Source organism: Paenibacillus sp. UMB7766-LJ446 (genome assembly GCF_030226665.1).
In the GTDB taxonomy this organism is placed as follows: domain Bacteria; phylum Bacillota; class Bacilli; order Paenibacillales; family Paenibacillaceae; genus Paenibacillus; species Paenibacillus vandeheii.
In genome coordinates this window covers 294,015-311,163 of record NZ_JASOYM010000002.1, presented here as the reverse complement: position 1 = coordinate 311,163, position 17,149 = coordinate 294,015, and the positions used below count along the sequence as shown (strand labels likewise).

13 protein-coding genes are annotated in these 17,149 nt (G+C 47.8%); 2 read left to right on the top strand and 11 right to left on the bottom strand.

Going from position 1 to position 17,149, the window contains the following annotated elements:
* From QP794_RS06410 to QP794_RS06385, 6 genes are read right to left on the bottom strand one after another with little or no spacing between them, the layout of a single operon-like run.
* Entirely contained in the window at nucleotides 1–636 is a 636-nt protein-coding gene (locus QP794_RS06410; RefSeq protein ID WP_024633350.1) for a Yip1 family protein, read from the bottom strand.
* Nucleotides 620–2,071 (bottom strand): hypothetical protein, encoded by a 1,452-nt coding sequence (locus QP794_RS06405; protein WP_285075440.1) that lies wholly within the window; start codon nucleotides 2,069–2,071, stop codon nucleotides 620–622. Before QP794_RS06405 ends, QP794_RS06410 begins: the two co-directional genes overlap by 17 nt.
* A gap of 27 nt (nucleotides 2,072–2,098) precedes the next feature.
* Nucleotides 2,099–2,974, bottom strand: a complete 876-nt coding sequence (locus QP794_RS06400) for a carbohydrate ABC transporter permease (protein ID WP_024633348.1) — start codon at nucleotides 2,972–2,974, stop codon at nucleotides 2,099–2,101.
* A 2-nt stretch (nucleotides 2,975–2,976) separates the two neighbouring features.
* Entirely contained in the window at nucleotides 2,977–3,894 is a 918-nt protein-coding gene (locus QP794_RS06395) for a carbohydrate ABC transporter permease (protein ID WP_373456170.1), read from the bottom strand.
* Between the two features lie 57 nt (nucleotides 3,895–3,951).
* Nucleotides 3,952–6,849 carry an extracellular solute-binding protein gene (locus QP794_RS06390; RefSeq protein WP_285075439.1) on the bottom strand — a complete coding sequence of 966 codons (2,898 nt, stop codon included), beginning with the start codon at nucleotides 6,847–6,849 and terminating at the stop codon, nucleotides 3,952–3,954.
* A gap of 59 nt (nucleotides 6,850–6,908) precedes the next feature.
* Nucleotides 6,909–8,264, bottom strand: coding sequence for an extracellular solute-binding protein (locus QP794_RS06385; RefSeq protein ID WP_079349034.1), 1,356 nt, complete (start codon nucleotides 8,262–8,264; stop codon nucleotides 6,909–6,911).
* Between the two features lie 304 nt (nucleotides 8,265–8,568).
* Here QP794_RS06385 and QP794_RS06380 point away from each other — a divergent pair, with 304 nt between their 5' ends.
* Entirely contained in the window at nucleotides 8,569–9,336 is a 768-nt protein-coding gene (locus QP794_RS06380) for a response regulator (protein WP_285075438.1), read from the top strand.
* 90 nt (nucleotides 9,337–9,426) lie between these two features.
* On the opposite strand, the gene QP794_RS06375 is transcribed toward QP794_RS06380, so the two are convergent.
* The 5 genes from QP794_RS06375 to QP794_RS06355 form a co-directional block, all read right to left on the bottom strand.
* Nucleotides 9,427–11,055, bottom strand: a complete 1,629-nt coding sequence (locus QP794_RS06375) for a response regulator (RefSeq protein WP_285075437.1) — start codon at nucleotides 11,053–11,055, stop codon at nucleotides 9,427–9,429.
* Nucleotides 11,040–12,893 carry a sensor histidine kinase gene (locus QP794_RS06370; protein WP_285075436.1) on the bottom strand — a complete coding sequence of 618 codons (1,854 nt, stop codon included), beginning with the start codon at nucleotides 12,891–12,893 and terminating at the stop codon, nucleotides 11,040–11,042. The genes QP794_RS06375 and QP794_RS06370 overlap by 16 nt, the downstream gene beginning before the upstream one ends.
* Complete coding sequence (locus tag QP794_RS06365; protein ID WP_285075435.1) at nucleotides 12,856–14,535, bottom strand: extracellular solute-binding protein; 1,680 nt, start codon at nucleotides 14,533–14,535, stop codon at nucleotides 12,856–12,858. Before QP794_RS06365 ends, QP794_RS06370 begins: the two co-directional genes overlap by 38 nt.
* A 91-nt stretch (nucleotides 14,536–14,626) precedes the next feature.
* Nucleotides 14,627–15,370, bottom strand: coding sequence for a beta-xylosidase family glycoside hydrolase (locus QP794_RS06360; RefSeq protein ID WP_285075434.1), 744 nt, complete (start codon nucleotides 15,368–15,370; stop codon nucleotides 14,627–14,629).
* A 45-nt stretch (nucleotides 15,371–15,415) separates the two neighbouring features.
* The gene (locus tag QP794_RS06355) at nucleotides 15,416–16,189 is read right to left on the bottom strand and encodes a glycoside hydrolase 43 family protein (protein ID WP_285075433.1); all 774 of its coding nucleotides are present in this window, start codon (nucleotides 16,187–16,189) and stop codon (nucleotides 15,416–15,418) included.
* A 181-nt stretch (nucleotides 16,190–16,370) separates the two neighbouring features.
* Between QP794_RS06355 and QP794_RS06350 the strand changes: the two genes are divergently transcribed.
* Complete coding sequence (locus tag QP794_RS06350; RefSeq protein WP_285075432.1) at nucleotides 16,371–17,144, top strand: helix-turn-helix transcriptional regulator; 774 nt, start codon at nucleotides 16,371–16,373, stop codon at nucleotides 17,142–17,144.
* Nucleotides 17,145–17,149 lie beyond the last annotated feature (5 nt).

Here is a 17,149-nt window from a genome sequence, read left to right as displayed (position 1 = left end):
TTAGCCCCGGAGTACAAGTTCCTGATAGATGGTGGCTGCAAAGGACACAATCTGCTGCACCAGACTGAAGAACAGCAGGCAGAGAAATGCCATGAAGGCCATGGCAACCAGCGTCAAAAGCATGGTAAGCACCGTTTTGCCCGGCGAATACTGATGCACAGTCATATTGCCCACAAATAACAGATATACCGTCCAAGCTGTTGCAGCCAGGTTGAAAAAATAATAAAAGGCCGTTTCCTGCCCGGAAATCATTAGGCTGAGCCAAATCCACGGAAACTGAATCAGAATTAGCGGAACCAATGCGAAACAGGTGGACATGAAGATTTCCGAGAATTTGCCTTCACCGTCCATGAGTGTGGTTAACGACCAATTCGCTGTACACCAGAACAATACCGGAACAATGACATAGACCATTTCCAGCAGACTGTTCAACCGTTTCGGATTGTTATAATTGACCAGGAACCCGCTATATTGTGCCTGAAGGATCGTCGTGATCGCCAGCAATCCCAGAATGACCAACGCAATCATCAGCGTTGTTTTCTGATTCCGCTCGTATTTCAGCTCCCAATAGCCGTCAAACGGGTGAAAAATAAGATGCAGCGGATATCGAACCCATTGTCTACTTGATGCTTGCATTCGTTGTCCCCTTTCTCTGTCTGCGAACGATGGTTATGGCTACCATTCCGGCAGCAACCAGAATCAGCCCGGACATTATCCATGAGAAATGCTCGCGGAGCAGGTCTTTTCGATACAGAAGAAACGCTTTGGAATACCCTTCTCGTTCCATGCTTCGCTTAAAGTATTGCGTAGATTTCGCATAATCCTTCTGCCGCAACAGCGCTTTTCCAATGCCTGCGTAGGCATATTCGAGATTGGCATTCATGTCTGCAGCTTTGGCAAATTGCTTCGCAGAGCCTTTCTCGTCCCCATTGAAATAACTGCGTACTGCCTCATGAAGCGTACGCCCGTATTCAGTGGTTTGAAAAACAGTGATTTCTCCAAGTGCTTTGTCCAGCACCAGCATCCGATCCCCGGCACGCTCCAGAGAAACAGGCGTATTAAATTGTCCGAGCCGATTGCCGATACCTCCAAACATGTGAAGCAAATATCCGTCCCCGTTATAGGTGAAAATCCGACCCATATTGGCATCAAGCACGGAATACATATCGCTGTCCCCGACATCGACATCAATCAGCCGTGAAGGCCCTTTCTCATTGCTGTACAACAAGTCACCCTGGGGCGAATAGTATCCTTCCCTTCTTAGAATATCCGTGCCCTGTGCATTCAGTTTCTTGATCGGGAGTCCGGTCTGGTCACCGCTGGTTGCATAAATGAAGCCCTCCTCGTCAATGTCCATATTCGTAAACTCGGTTGGTGTGAACATGACCATCTGACTGCGCTGCTGACGAGTAGCGAATCTTTTCCATAGATATTCCACCGGATCGACCGAAACTCTGTTAGCGCCGATAAACGAGGCAAATGAACCGTCGGAATTAAACTCCATGAAACCGTCGAAGACGCCTTCAGCCATGACATAGATCCGCTCTCCTTTATCCATAACAACCCGTATGGGTCTGAATTGGAAATCTTCTTTCAGTAGGTCGGATTGAGGCAGGTCTACCATTTTGATCAATTGCCCCTGCTCATTCAGATGAACAATCCGTTGATTATCCGAATCGGCGATGAGCAGTTGGCTGTCGTCCGAAACGTATAATCCTTGCGGATGTTTGAAGTGATCCTTCTGTCCATCATGATCAAATGAATCGATAATCCGTGTCAGATTAAAATCCCGATCCAACTCAACGATTCGGCTGTTGCCCGAATCCAGCACGTAAATTCGCTCATCAGCCGTAACGTGCATGTCAGTCGGTTCTTTGAATGCGTCAATCTTCAGCCCCGTGCCTGTAATGATTGTTGTCGCCTCATATGCGGCAGGAGAACGAACCGCCTCTCCCCAGTACGAATAATTGTACGCATTCGTCTGTCCGTCGGCGTAAGCTATTGACGCCGCATTCCCCAAGTACAGGAGGCAGGCAAGAGCCATGGTGAGCCATCCGCATCTTTTCCACATGCCATTCAATATGTTGCTGCCCCCCTTCTACTCTTTCATACCGGAAGTTGCCATCGTCTGCATGACACTGCTCTGGGAGATGATAAACAGCGTGATTGGCACGATCATAAGCAGCAGTGCAACTGCAGCACCGACACCTGCTCGGGCAATCCCCCCCTGGATAATCTGACTAAGCGCATAATGCAGCGTTTTCAGATTTTCACTGTAAATGAAGCTTCCGCCGTCTGTTCCCCATAGGGCCGGAAATTGTAAAATCATAAGCGTCAGCCAGGCTGGCTTCACGTTAGGCATCACGATGCTCCAAAATATACGATATTCATTTGCCCCGTCGATTTTGGCGGCCTCCAGCAGCGCATCGGGGATCTGTTCCATAAACTGCTTCATCAGGAAGAGCCCGAGGGAAAATGCGAGAGAAGGCACAATGATGGAAGCATGTGTGTTGATCCATCCAAGCCAGGACATCACCATGTAGTTCGGAATCGCCGTGACGTGTGGTGAGAACATTAGCGACAGGATGACGATGGTAAACAGCACATTTGAGCCGGGAAACCGATATTTAGCCAGCGGGTATGCCGCTGCGGAGGCCAACAGGATATGGCCCGCCGTTCCGAGCAGTGTAATCAACAGTGTATTGGCAATATACCGGGATAAAGGAACCCAGGAGTTACCCATCAGATTGATCAGATCCGAGAAATTTTCCATCGTCGGATTGTTTACCCAAAAGCGTGGCGGAAATATGAACAGCTCATCAAGCGGTTTGAAGGCATTGTTAACCGTGTAGATCAGCGGCAATACCATGAATGACCCGAACAGCGCCAGCAGCGCAAACAGCATCAGGCTGACGGAAAATGACCGGTTGAGTCTTCTCGGCATGCCAAAAACGGCACGTACCTTGCTGGTCATTGTCATTCACCTATCTTTCTCAGCATTTTTTGCGTCAGTATGTTCGTTCCCAGCATCAGGGCGAACAAAACGGTTGCGATCGCGGACGCATAGCCCATCTCAAACCGAATGGTGCCGAAGTCCATCAAGTGGGTTACAACGGTATGCGCTGCATAGTTAACGCTCGGAAAACCGGCCAGTGCGATGGAGATTTCGGCCACAGCGAACGAGGCTGTAATTTGCATGACCGCCCCAAACATGAGCTGTGGTCTCATCGAAGGCAGCGTAATATACCAAAGCTCCTGCCAACGGTTTTTGATACCGTCCACCGTACCCGCTTCGACCAGAGAACGGTCAATCGTTTGCAGACCCGCAATGAAGGCCAGGAAGCTCGTGCCGAGACTGAGCCACAACTGTACGAGGATGACAATTGCCAGCACGTACTTCTCATTCGAAAGCCACTGGATCGGTTCCAGAATAACGCCAAGGCGCATGAGAAAGCCGTTCATATACCCATAGCTATCTCCAGAGAACACGATTAACCAGATGAAAAAAACGTTTCCCGAAATGGAGGGCGCATAGAATACTAGTGTCATGACTGCACGGATTTTCGGGGACAGCTCATTGATAATCCATGCAAATAAAAAGCAGGCAATATAGCTGACAGGCCCCGTAATAACGGCAAACAGCAGCGTATTTTTAAGCGCAATCAAAAAAACATCGTCATTCAGAAACAGGCGCGAGTAATTTTGCCAGCCAATAAATCGAGGGAGCTCCAGCATGTTGAAGTGAAAAAAACTGAGTCCCAGCGAGATACCTACCGGAATGACAGTAAACATGAAAAAGATCAGCATAAACGGTGCCATTAGAACGTAATAGTGTCTGCTTCGATACAAATCCCGTTTCATAAGGGACCACCGACTGTCCTGTCTTGCGTGAATGGCAGGAGCAGTCGATGCCTTGGTGGTTTCTGCGTGCAACCGTTACCCTCCCTTCCTCTACTTCAGATTGAATTCCTTTCGCTTGAGTTCGATCTCATCGTTGATATACAGAACATAGTCTGGCAAGGCCTCGCGCGGGTTCTCATTCGCGTTGACCACTTTGCGGAACGCGTTGTCCAGGTGTCGGCCTGTAAAATATCCACCGGGAACTTGAGGAATGCCTTGCACCCACTCCCATTGCTTCTCCAGGTTTTGGTAATCCTTAACAGGCCAAGGCAGCTGCTCCAGTGCTTCGATATTGGCGGTCGGGTAACGAGCCGCAGCGCCCATCAGGCCTTCCATTTCCCTGCCGTATTCAATCTGGGTCTGCTTGTCAGTCCACCATTTCATGAACATCCAGGCAGCATCCTTGTTTTTGGCATTTTCCAGCATCATGACCGCACTTGTGGCACTTGCCACCTCATGCCTTACGGACCCATCTTCCAGCTCCGTGCCAGGTACGATTGTGAAATCCCACAGATTGCGAATTTCCGGCGCCATGACGGTTAGCATGTTGTAGGTTGTGTAGTCCGCAATTCCAATGGGCATCTCTCCGGTGCGGAAGCGGTTGGGGAAATCGGCTTTAAGCGGGAACTTGTAATTGGTGTAGAATTGCGTCCATCGCTTGAACGCATCCATGGAAATCTCTGAATTCAGCTCACTTGCCTTCTGATCTTCCGCATAAAATTCGCCATTGTTCTGATAAAGCAACATAGCAAACGTTGCGTTCGGTATCATGTTGGCATTGTTCGTCGCATCCTCGATAGGCAGGTAAAACTCCATATTATGTTTTTGCAATACCGAGATGGCATTATAAACGTCCTGCCATGTTTCGGGTGGCTCCAGGCCGAGTTCATTCAAGATATCTTTCCGATAAAACAGCATTGGAAAATGCTGCTGCTCCGGTAGGGCATACACGCCGTTGTTGAATCGGTACGGCGTCATTCCACTCTCGCGGAACCTCTCCGCAACCTTATCAAAGTCCGGGAAGCCGCTCAGATCAGCCGCTGCATTCCGCATGGCGTAATTGACAGGAATATCTTCGCCCATCTGCATGGCTACATCCGGCCCTTCTCCAGCGAGCGTAGCAGGCAGCAAAATATTGGGCGGAACGAGACGCAGCTGGACTGAAATATCAGTTTCAGGAGTAAAGGAATCATCAATCAGGCTCTTCAAAACCTGAGCCTGGTCGCGTCCGGTAGTAATCCACACGGTAATGGCATTCGTATTCTGCTTCATATTGCCAATACTGTCGTAATCCTCTGTATAGGAAGCGACGTAGGCTCCCACTTCGTGCTTCATCTGCTGTAAAAGGTTAGCCTCAGCATTGGGCAGCTCATGATTAGGCGAGGACACCAGCAGATAATCCAGTGCTATAGGCTGTTCACGGACAGACAAAATCCATGTTCCCAGCCCGCCCACATTGATCTTGAAGGTATCCAGACGTTTCGGAACCGTCTCCGGCCTTGCCGCCATATCCTCCAGTTGAACAACCATAGCGTGTAATACGGCTACCTTGTCACTCTGTTCACCAGTTGCCTTCTCCAAATAATCCGCAACAGAACGGAGAATGTCAGCCTGCCGCTTGAATACTTCCGTCATCTCAGGAATGCGCTGCTCCAACTGATAATCCCTGAGCGGATCAGGCTTGTTGGATGTAATCATCAAAATTTTGCGATACATTTCATTTAGCTCCAACACGCTGGATTCCACCGTTCGCAGTAGTGGGGCAATATCCCCCAGCGTAACGGTCATTCGCAAACGGTGCGTTCCTTTTTTCAAATGAAACAGGTAAGGTTCACTTTCACTTGTGCCCAGCACCCGCGTCTGCCAATCAGGGCTGTAGTTGAAGCGAATACGCTCCATTTCCTTGAAAGGAACTTTACCGTCGATCATCAGACTCCGTGTGGCATACACGCCGCGAAGCTGATCCTGCTTCACTTTGAGCGCAATCTGGTACAGGCCATCAGCCGGTACATCGACATCCCATTCGATCCATTCCCCAGGAAGCTTCCAGTTGAGGCCTCCAATAGCGTTGATACGGATCTTGGAGACGTCATATGGTTCAAGAGACGGGCTTGAGCGATCCGAGATGGGAGCAAGGGTTGGTGAGGATTTGCTCACTGCCTGTTCTCCCTGCAGCTTGAGCATGACGGGATCAGCCGGCTTCAAGCCCGCCGATTCATAAGCAGCCTGAAGCTCTTCGTAAGCTGGGATACTCTCTTCCTGATATAGCTCGATATAATCGATCGCCATACTTTCGCGCAGCGAGGTTAGCGACAGCTGCTGGTTGCCCTTTTCAAAATAAAACTGATAGGGCTCTTCGAAATAACCTGCGCTGTCCTTGAAGGAGGCAAGCTGCCAAGCTGGTGTTTCGACCTGCCGGGGTCTGAGATCATTACCGCGATCGTCTCTTCGTATCGTGTCTTCGCGATTCCCCCATACTCGGTCAAAAAGCAGCACATCCGCTCCTCTGAAAGGAACCTCTCCATTCAGCTCCAGCTTCCGTTCAATCGCTGAGCTTTTGCCTGCCACTGGATAATAATGAATGCGTAGTTGGTATAAACCACTGGCCTGCACAGGAACATTCCAACTGATGGTGCCAGACTCAGGTGTGACTACCGCCTTTCCGTCCAGCCCTGCGTAGCCATCAATAACCTCAAACTCCCCGTCCGCAGCCTGCAGGAAAGCTTCCCCTTCAATTCGTATAATCTGATCAGGTGTATCTGTGTTTGAGAGAGTGGAGATGTAGTGCTCATAGCTGCGGGAATCAGCTGTACCCGATACCGCTTCAAAGTCCTCGTACGCCTGTGCAATGCCCGGACCGCGATCTCGCGTAGGGTACAGACTCAATAAGGAGAAGATCATGGCAAAGGCGAGCAGCACAATTAGTCCCTTTTTCTTTCGTGACCGCATGTTCCCATATGTCCCCCTTTTATTTCAGCATTTTGCATCCATTGGATTTAGCAAATGACTCATTTGTATACCTCACTGATGGCTGCCTGGAAGGGTGCTTTATATTTTTCGATAACGGTCGAAACGGAAACACCATCGACCAGCTCACCGTTAAAATCCCAGAACGGCAGAGATGGGAACGTATTATGGTCCAGCACCAGCATGCCCTCGGCAACCGTTTTTGCATTTTCAATATCGGCTTCGTCCGTCAGATGAGTCTCCAGGGTTGACTGACTAGGGTAATCGTAGATGGAGTCAATCTCGTTGATTTTTTCCCAGATGTACATCAGTTGTTCCGGATTTTCGACCGCTTTCGGAATGGTAAGTGCCTGATATTGCGATTCACCGGAGTGGTAGGCGGTCGCACTTGGTCCTTTCGGGAACGGAAGGAAGCCGATATCATAATCCTGCATATCTGTCTTAATTCCTTCAATCTCGTACATGGCGCCGGAATACATCAACGTATTGCCTTGCCGAAAGAAGGTAGCCGGTTCCGTCCAGTCGCCGCCTTCCGAAGCTCTTCCCACTTTCTCCGTAGCCATTCTGGACACGAATTTCAGCGCTTCTTTTGTTTTTGGATCATCCAGGTTTTGCTTGTCACCCTTGGTCAGCGAGGCCTCGTTGGAGTACAGCACGGGTTCAAGCAGCCCTCTTTGTGCCAAACCCCAGGTATCGAGTTTGCCATCGTTATTGCGATCCTTGTTCGCCTTTTTGGCAACTTCAATGAACGTATCCCAGCTCCATTGATCTTCGTCCACGTATTCCTGTAACGGCTTCATACCCAGTTCCTGCATGAGTGTGCGATTATAGAAAATACCGCTTATGAATGAAGATTGGTCCTCTGTGAAGCCATATCCCCGACCTTCATACTGCATATATTGGTTCGTTGTTTTCTGGTTAAACACTTTATCGTTTTTGGTATACTCATCCACTGGCCATAACAAATCTTGCTTGGTGAGTGCGGGGATAGCGTAGCTTTTGCCCAGCCGTACAATATCACCAAGCGGTTCTCCTGCCATCAGGGAGGCTACTACCTTTTCCTGGTACTCACCAAAATCAATTGAAATATATTCGATGTCAAAGTTATGCTTTTTCTTCAGCGCCTCCAGGTTCTCGATTCGCTGAATGTTGTCCGGATTGCTATCGGTCATTTCCATATCCCACCAGGCAACGACCTTGATCGTTCTTCCCCCCATGTCAAAATCCATTTCTGGTGTAGAGTTCTCATTCTTTGGTTCTGTTTCATTTGCAGCCTGCTCCTCCTGCGGTGCCTTCGTTTCCGGCTCTGTCTGAGCGCTGGAGCCAGAGCTGCAAGCACTCAGCAACAGCATGACTGCAAGGACCAGACTCATCAGCATGAACATGTTTTTTCTCATTGTTGTCCCCCCTGAATGTGGTTTTTCGGTTTGCCATCAAAGTGTAGCCTTCGAATGAAAGCGCAAACAACCTGTGAAAATAAAGGTATTTACCCGGTCAAACTATAGGTTTGGGCCATTCGAATCCAAATTGAAGCATTTTCCTAGGTAATTGGTAAATAAATGCTCCCTCAGCAAACAAATGCACATTGTATGCGCTTTCTTTGTTTCTCATAATGGAATTAATGGAATGTAGACATCTGTCATTCAGCTATCGATGTGCGGTGGGATTCGGTTTATAACAATTGAAGGCGAGGGATTGCTCATGCATAACATTCTGCTTGTGGATTTCAGTCGTTACATGTGCGGGGAATTGCACCAGCTGCTGCGTCGCAGCAACTCCGATTATGCCATAGGAGAACGAGTTGTTTGCACCCGTACCGCGTTATCGGCATTGTCCGAGCAGCAATTTGCTGTGGTGCTCGTAAGTACCGGAGGGTATTCGGCAGCAGGTTTATGGGTATGTCACCATATTCGAAAAATAAGCCAGATTCCCATTCTTATTATGGGAGGCAATGATCAGTTCCAGCTTGTCCGCAAAGCTTTAGCCTATCAAGTAAGTGATTATCTGCCTGGAAGACTCAACGCATCTGCGCTCCTCCATAGTCTTGACAGGCTCCAGACCAAGCTGGAGCCTGAACAACCAACGCGGAATCTGTACTCCTTAAGGTCGATCATTCAGCTTGAGGGTAAACAGGTTCATTCCGCCCAGGTCATCCAGATGATTAAAGCTTATGTCCTCGATCATCTCAGTAGTGACATCACGTTGAAGAAAATTTCCGATATGGTTCATTTTAACTACGCATACCTTGGACAGAAATTTAAAATGGAAGAGAAAATCTCCTTCAATGATTACCTGCTTCAGCAGCGAATGGAAAAAGCCAAACTACTGCTGACGACCACCGATTTGCGGATCTATGAAATTTCAGCGGAGGTAGGATATATGGATACAGACTGGTTTTATAAAAAATTCAGGGCATATGCAGGCGTAAGTCCCAATGCCTATCGAAAACAAAAAGCATTCACTGCTTAGTTTAGAAGCACTTCCGTATCCGTTAAGGCAAAAGAAAAGCAAGGCCAAAGGGCATTCGCTCCTGGAGCCTTGCTTCTCTTCATTTTCGCTTTAACGAACCATTAGAGATTCTCTGAATTCCTGAGGCGTCATACCTGTCCCCTTTTTGAAAAAACGAGTGAAGGAATGAGCTGACTCATAGCCGACCTGCAGTGCAACCTCCCGAACCATCAGATCGGCATTTCGAAGCAGCTCTTTTGCCCGCCTGATTCTCAGCTCGTCAATGAATTCGGAGAGGTTGATTCCCATTTCCTGCTTGAAGAAACGGGACAGATACGATGGATTGAAATGATAAAGCTCGGCCAATTTTACAAGCGAAAGATCTTCTTCCAGATGCTTCGTGACGTAAGTACACAGGGAATGAATTACGGCATTTGCCCGTTCCTGTTCATTCGAGCTCTTGAAGCGCACCAATTGGTCGGCTGCCTGATACAGAAACTGCACCGCATCCTTCATACAAGTATACTCGTGGAGATGTAAAAGCCTGCGCTGATCGGGTATATCCTGATGCAGACCCCATCGATTGATGGTCGAATACAGATGAAGCGCCAGATTATAGTAGGTTTCCATGGCCCTCTCCATGGTCACATCCTCATGAATCAGTTCATTGGCCAACGCCTCAAACACTTCGTAAAATTGCTGGATTTTCCCTGTCTCCAAATATCCTGACATCACTTCGATTCGGTTGCTGATACGTGTGAACTCCCTCTGTCCCTGATTCGGAAGAACCTCATCGTAATCCCGAAGCACCATGGATATGCCATCGCCAATTTTCATCCAGTGTAGTTGCCTCAACCTCTCGTATTGCCGGGGAATTTCGGACCAGTTACAGCTATTGCCTGCCAATGCAAAGACCACGGATATGCCAAGTGAAGTCATGCATGCCTCCTGCACCCATTCCAATGTACCCTCCAGATACCGAACAAGGGAACTGCCTGGTTCCAATTCCGTCTGCTTGGGCTGAATAAGCCACACCATATCCCCATAATGATCCAGCACGCTAATATGAATAGTCTGCTCCTCCATCACAGCAGAACCGATCATTCGGGCAGATGTCTGAAGCTGAGCGCGTTCCGCATGGGAGAGCTTCTCCCTGTAAGTCATTCGGCCAAGCACAACATAAACGGGAGAAGAAGCACGCAGTCCAATGCCCCATTGATCCAACTGATTCTGGATGTCGATCTCAGAACCTGCATATGCAGTCCCGTTCTGCAATAGATTCCGCAGATACTCCTCCTGCTGTAACACTGCCAGCTGACAGGTAACCTCGTATGTTTTCTCCAGCAGCTTGTGCATGTGCTGACTCTGTCGGATCTCTTCCACTACTTCTCCCACCACAGCCAAAATCTTGTCGTACCCTTCCGTTTTGAGCAAATAACGGACATTCTGCATCTGAAAAGCCTGGTAAGCATAGTTAAAGTCGCTGTAACCCGTTAGAAAAATAACCCGACAATGCGGCCAATAAGCCTGAACCTGCTCTGTTAGCTCAAGACCGTTCATGCCAGGCATGCGAATGTCAGTTAACACGATATCAATTCTTGAGCGTTCCATCCAGGTTAATGCCTCACTCGCTGAGTAAGCCCTGCATACGTCAAGACGATCAGGCATATATCTTGCAAAGGTTTCATAAAGAGCGTCCGTAATAATTTCCTCATCATCCACAATCAAAAGTCGATACATCCGTCTTCCCTTCCTTCCAAATGAATTCGGATTGTGACCTTTAACCCCGACAGTTCACTTCTCGTCAAAAACAGGCCGCTTTTTTCCCCATATGTCAGTACCAGGCGTCGATGAATATTCATCATACCCGTCATTTCATGCGAGTCACTTTTTTCAAGCAAACTGTGTTGAAGTGCTTCAATATGATGCTCCTCCAAATCATGGCCATTGTCTTCCACACTAATCTCTGCGACATTATCCTTGATGCTAAACCGCACTCGAAGCATACCCTGATCGGTCATTTTTTCCAGACTGTGCTCATACGCATTCTCGATAATGGGCTGTATGATCAATCGGGGAACACAAATGCGCTCCATCGCCGCGGGCATATCACCGAAGTCTGCCTGTATGCGTCTGGAAAACCGCAGCTTCTGAATTTCGGTATAAATACGTGAATGAGCTGCCTCCTCTTCCAGCCTGACCTGATCAGTTTCGTTTCGGGTAATAAATCTGAAATATTCGCCAAGCATGTGGGTGAATTGTTCAATGCGCTCCGTATCCCCTGTTCTTGCAAGTGAATTGAGAATAAAAAAGCTGTTATATAAAAAATGAGGATTAATCTGGGACTGGAGCTGCTTCAATTCGGCACGCTGCATCATCATTGTTTTTTTGAAATCCCGATCAATTAGCAGCTGAAGCCTTTCAAGCATCTGATTAAATCGACTATACAGGAAGCCAAACTCATCCTTTCGCTTATGCACAATGGGGATGTCCAGTACCCCGGTCTCCATTTTCTTAAATCTCTTCACGAGCAGAAGCAGAGGAATGTGGATGAGCCTATAGCCTGAATAGAGAAAGGCCGTTATTGCCACAAACGAAGTTATTGCAAACAGCCAGGCCCAGTGGTAGAACTTGCTTAGTGGCCTTTTCACACTCTTTTCCGGCAAATACGTCGCTACAGACAAACCCAGTGATTCCAACCGGCTCTGACTGACATAATAGCGTGTGCCATCCACCTTTACCTGAAATGCACCATGGTCACCTTTAATGATGTGATCCCGATAAGCCTGAAGAATAAAATCACGCTGCGAAAGGTCTGTAATGATATGGCCCGTTTGCTCCTCCATCAGAAACGAACCGCTGTCAGGATACAGGTTAAGCTGGGTCAGTGCATTTTGAAATTGTTCCGTATCTAGCTCGACCTGCACTACAAATAGCGGAGCCTCTCCTTTTTTACCACTCAACCTTACGGCACTCAGGTTCATTTCATCCTTTTTCACCACAAAACGAGTTCCTTTTCCCTGCACACCTGAACTGAAATAGTTATAGGAATCGCTGTTGTAATCATCAATCCCATGAGTGGCGGAAATGCTTTTACCGATCGTGCGAATATGCACATGAACATTTTTGATGTAAACACTGCTATTCTTGAACGTGGCAAGCCGTTCGGACAGATAATGGAGTGTATCTCGGCGATCCACCTGATCCATCATCTCCCATAGAATGGCAATCCTGTTGAGCTTCCTGTCTTCCACAATGTCAAACTGCTGCAGCTCCATCCATTCCATTTCCCGATTCAACTCATCGAGATAACCGACAAGCCGCCTTTCTGTTGACGACGATATCTCCTGTCTGGCATTGTCATAACTCCAGTTGTACAAATATATTCCCAGCAAAATTAATGGAAGAACAAAAATCAGATAAGTCACGATCAGCCGGGCGAAGATGCTGCTGCGCCAAGATTGGGCCGGGAATTTAATCAATTCATCCCCTCCAGCATGTGAGGTGCTTTCGGGGTTACATCCGCCCCAGAGAAACGATTCATTGCTCCAGTGCCGTTTTTGAAATAAACCACGCATTAACCTCCGTTGTGATCTGATCTCCGCCTAATTTTCGCCAATCCTCCACAAACTGATCGAACTCCTCAATGGGTCTGCCAAGAATAATATTCAGGTAGGCTTCAAGCTGGAGATCATTCAGTATCATCTGCCGGTCGACCATCGTATCGGTAATGCCACCCGTGAATTGATCGTACAGAAGCTGTCCATTTCTTTCATAACCATCCGCTATGCTGAACGCTCCAGATGGTCCATAGGTCTGATTCCAACCCCAACCGCTTTCCACGCCCTCCTTGATGTAAGCTTCAATTCTCTTCTGAATTGCCGATGCTTCCTCCTGAAGTACAGACAGATCTCCGGTACGGCTTGCTTCCTGAATTTGGCGATAGGCATCCAGATTTTTAGTTCCCGGAAAAGGAGTGACCGGCGAGAGCATCCACACTGCCTTGGAGTCGTCATTGTAGTATGTTTCGTACTGAGCCTGCTCGCCCCAGTTCGTCTCCAAATGCAGATTCATGAGCTTCATAATGACCTCAGGATGAGGATAGTCTTTTCTAACGGCGAAGTACTGCCAGGTATTGGTGCGAAGGGGCACCTTGGCCAATCTGCCGGATGCTGCTGTGATGGGAAAAGCCTGCCATTCAGCTTTTGGATCGTTCTCCCGACTTGACTGGATCATAAAAGGAGTCCATTGTTCGCCATAAAGCAGGCCGATTTTTCCGTTCTGGATCAGGCGTGCTTCATTTGTTCCTTTTTTATAGCTGAAATCGGGGTCAATCTGGCCCTCCAGGTACATCGTTTGCAAAACTTGCAGCGCTTTTCGAACTTCGGGCTGTATGCCGCCGTATACCAGCTTGCCATCCGCACCCTTAATCCAAATATTCGGATATGCGTCATACCCGGCCATCAGGCCAGCAGCTCCCATGACCGGGTCCCACAAATGATTCGTTAGGGCAAGTCCATACGTATCCCGTTGACCGTTACCGTCGGGATCTCTCTCTGTAAACGCTTTCGAAATTTCAAGCACGTCTTCCATTGTTACAGGCGGATGAAGTTGCAGGCGTTCAAGCCAATCCGTTCTGATCCACAAGTACTGGGCTGTTTCGATGGAGGATGCCGTTTCAGGTATCGCCATCAGTTTGCCATCAATAGTTGCCGCTTCAAACGGACCATTTCCTTCTGCCTCCAATATGCTCTTCGTTAACGGAGAGGCATAGGTTTGGTATACATCGGACAGATCCTGAATCAGTCCTGCGTTACTCAGCTGTCTTAGCTGGTACGGATTTACTCTTACGATGTCAGGAATACGACCGGCAGCAAGGGAGACACCCAGCTTCTGCCCGAATACATCTCCTTTGGCGATCCAATCATAGTGCAGCTGAATCCCCAGCTTCTGTTCGTAAAGTCGGGTCCAGCGATTGTCCAACAACGTCTCCCCGGGAAGCTCGCTGATCATTTGATCCAGATCGTCACCTGCTTCTCTGACAAAAGAGACTTGCACCGGAGAGCTGTATTCCCCAAAATTCGGATGGTTGTCTGCTGCCTGCACCTTCATCTCCACCATATCTTGTTCCGAATATCCGCGAGTATGCCCTGTTGGTATACATGCGCTGAGCAGTAAAATCACGATTAATTTTGTTTTGGTTAACACAGTGATGCGCATATGATTCACCCCGATCTGGTTGGAAATATTATGAAAGAAGCCGCCGATTGGGCGACTCCTTTCGATACACTACGCTACGAATCCATTCCGTTTAATCCATTCCATCCTGTTCATCCGTGAGCATCACCTGATATTCAAAATTCGAAAAATCAGCTGTCCCCCCGATCATTTTCGTCGAATATAAGAACAATCCGATCCGGCAGCCCATAAAGTGATCCAATTTATAAAACATTTTGTGGGTGATCCCAAGCGGCTTCCACCTCGCTCCCTCCAGATAAAAGAATGAACACTCGTCCTGATTGTCCACGAAATTCCCGGTGGCTTTAAGCGTAACCTCTGATTCTTCTATCGGTATTCTCGCATATTCGGTAGCTGGCTCTGCATCAACCAGATTACCAAAAATGGATGCATCTTCACTGGTTCTTGCCAGCATGACCAGGTAAAACTGTCCTTCATTTTTCGTGAGCGCGATCATACCATAGGTGCCAATCAGAAAACACAAGCCTGCGTAATCGCCGTCCTTCAGTCTGCTTCCATCCAGTGTAACGATCACTTCACAGGCAGGACCCATTGCACGCTGCGTCAGTGTATTAACGGCAAACGTCAGGTTTGGACGAATATCCCCGGATTGCATGCGATAAACTCCCGGTTTGTCGGTAACAGACCAGAGGTCATCGTTGGGGGTATGGTTCCATTGCCAAAAATCGTTCAGGCGTACCCTTCCGTCTTCGTCCGGTTCATAATAAAAAGAGTCGCTCCCAACCAGGGGTTTATATGTATAATCTGGTCTTGTGCTCGGGATCTGGATTGGATTCGGGGCTTGCTTGGCAAACACCGGAATATCATTTTCGAAATGCAGCGGAACCAGAACAGGAATGCGTCAGATGGCACCATGATCCTGGAAAAGCATGGCATACCAGTCACCATCCGGTGTATCCACGATTCCTCCCTGGGCTACCCCAGCATTAAAATAACCCATATCATCATTAAATACTTCACCGCCAATAAACTCACTCTCCAGCGAATCGGCCATATAGCACGCCTGCGTTCTTCTCCCCAAAGCTTTGGAGATATGGATTAAAAACACATAATATTTCCCGTTGATTTTGTAGAAATGGGCACCTTCATAGCCGAGGAAATAAGACTGTCTGTCTTTTACGATCATGCGCTGCACTCCGCCGGGTTCGGGCCCGGACAGATCAGAGCTTAGCTCTGTTAAATAAATCTCGGCATTGCCATGAACCAGGTAGATTCGACTATCGTCATCGAAAAACAAAGAGCAATCATGATAAAAGCCTTCCACATTATGCTTCTTCCAGGGACCGGATATGGATTTGGCAGTGTACAGGTAAGTCTTATAGGTATCATTGGCAACAAAAATGACGTAGAACGTGTCCTGGTGATGTCGAAGCGAGGCAGCCCACATGCCTTTGCCGTATATCTGCTTGCCTTCCTCCAGACACTGGGCGGGTGTATCATCCAGTCTATCGTACACATAAGCAGCGGTTTCCCAATGGACCAAGTCATAGGATCGTAGAATGACACAGCCCGGCATCATGTGCATTGTTGTACTGACCATATAATAGGTGTCATCAACACGAATCACATCCAGATCCGGATAATCAGCCCAAATAATCGGGTTAGCATACATCATGTTCTTTCTCCCCTTTTATTGATCATTTCAAAGACTTAACCAACGATTTCGATCCTTAGCAATTCGTTTGTTAATTAATGATTTCCCAACGGTTTTCCCTTAAAATTATAAAATAGAAGTGCATCACAAAGAATGATATATGCTACCGCAAAATTGATCTATTCTAAGATTGGAGAATGATATGAATACGATTTTCTATGTCGGTTACGATGCCGCTCACCCGGGAGACTTCATTTATGACATACCGGATGGGCATGATTTCTGGCTCCTCATTCTCACACAGACTCCGGCGGAATTCTGGGTGAATGGCGAGATAAAAGCGTATCCTGCCAATTGTGCCGTCCTTTATCCTCCTCATCAGAAAATCATGTATCGTGCGTGCTCGGATCAATACATAAATGATTGGGTACGATTTCTCTCGGATGAATCGTATGTACTGGAGACAGCTCTTCCACTGGGCACACCCATTCCTCTTCCGGACCCCGGCTATTGTCATCAATTATTTCAATTGCTCGCTACCGAAAATTTTATTTCGTGTGATTATCGTGAGCTCTCTATTGATTATTTGTTTCGAATTATGTTTAACAAGCTTCTCGAAGCCTCTCAGACCGCCGTTAACACGCCGCATTATCAGGATCTTCTGGATCTGCGCAAGAGTATTAACCATAATCCGGGCCAAGAATGGAGCGTTACTGTCATGGCTGATTGTGTTCATCTTAGTCCAGGCTATCTGCAATCGTTATACAAAACTACATTTGGCATCTCATGTATGGAAGATGTAATCCAATCCAGAATTCGTCTTGCCAAAGAAAGACTTATCCATGGACAATCCAGAATCTCAGACATCAGTGAGCTTTGCGGTTATCGGAATGTGGAGCATTTCTCCAGGCAATTCAGGCAAATGGTCGGTTGTACACCACGTGCTTATCGTAAGTCCATTACTTCTCCATCATAATACAC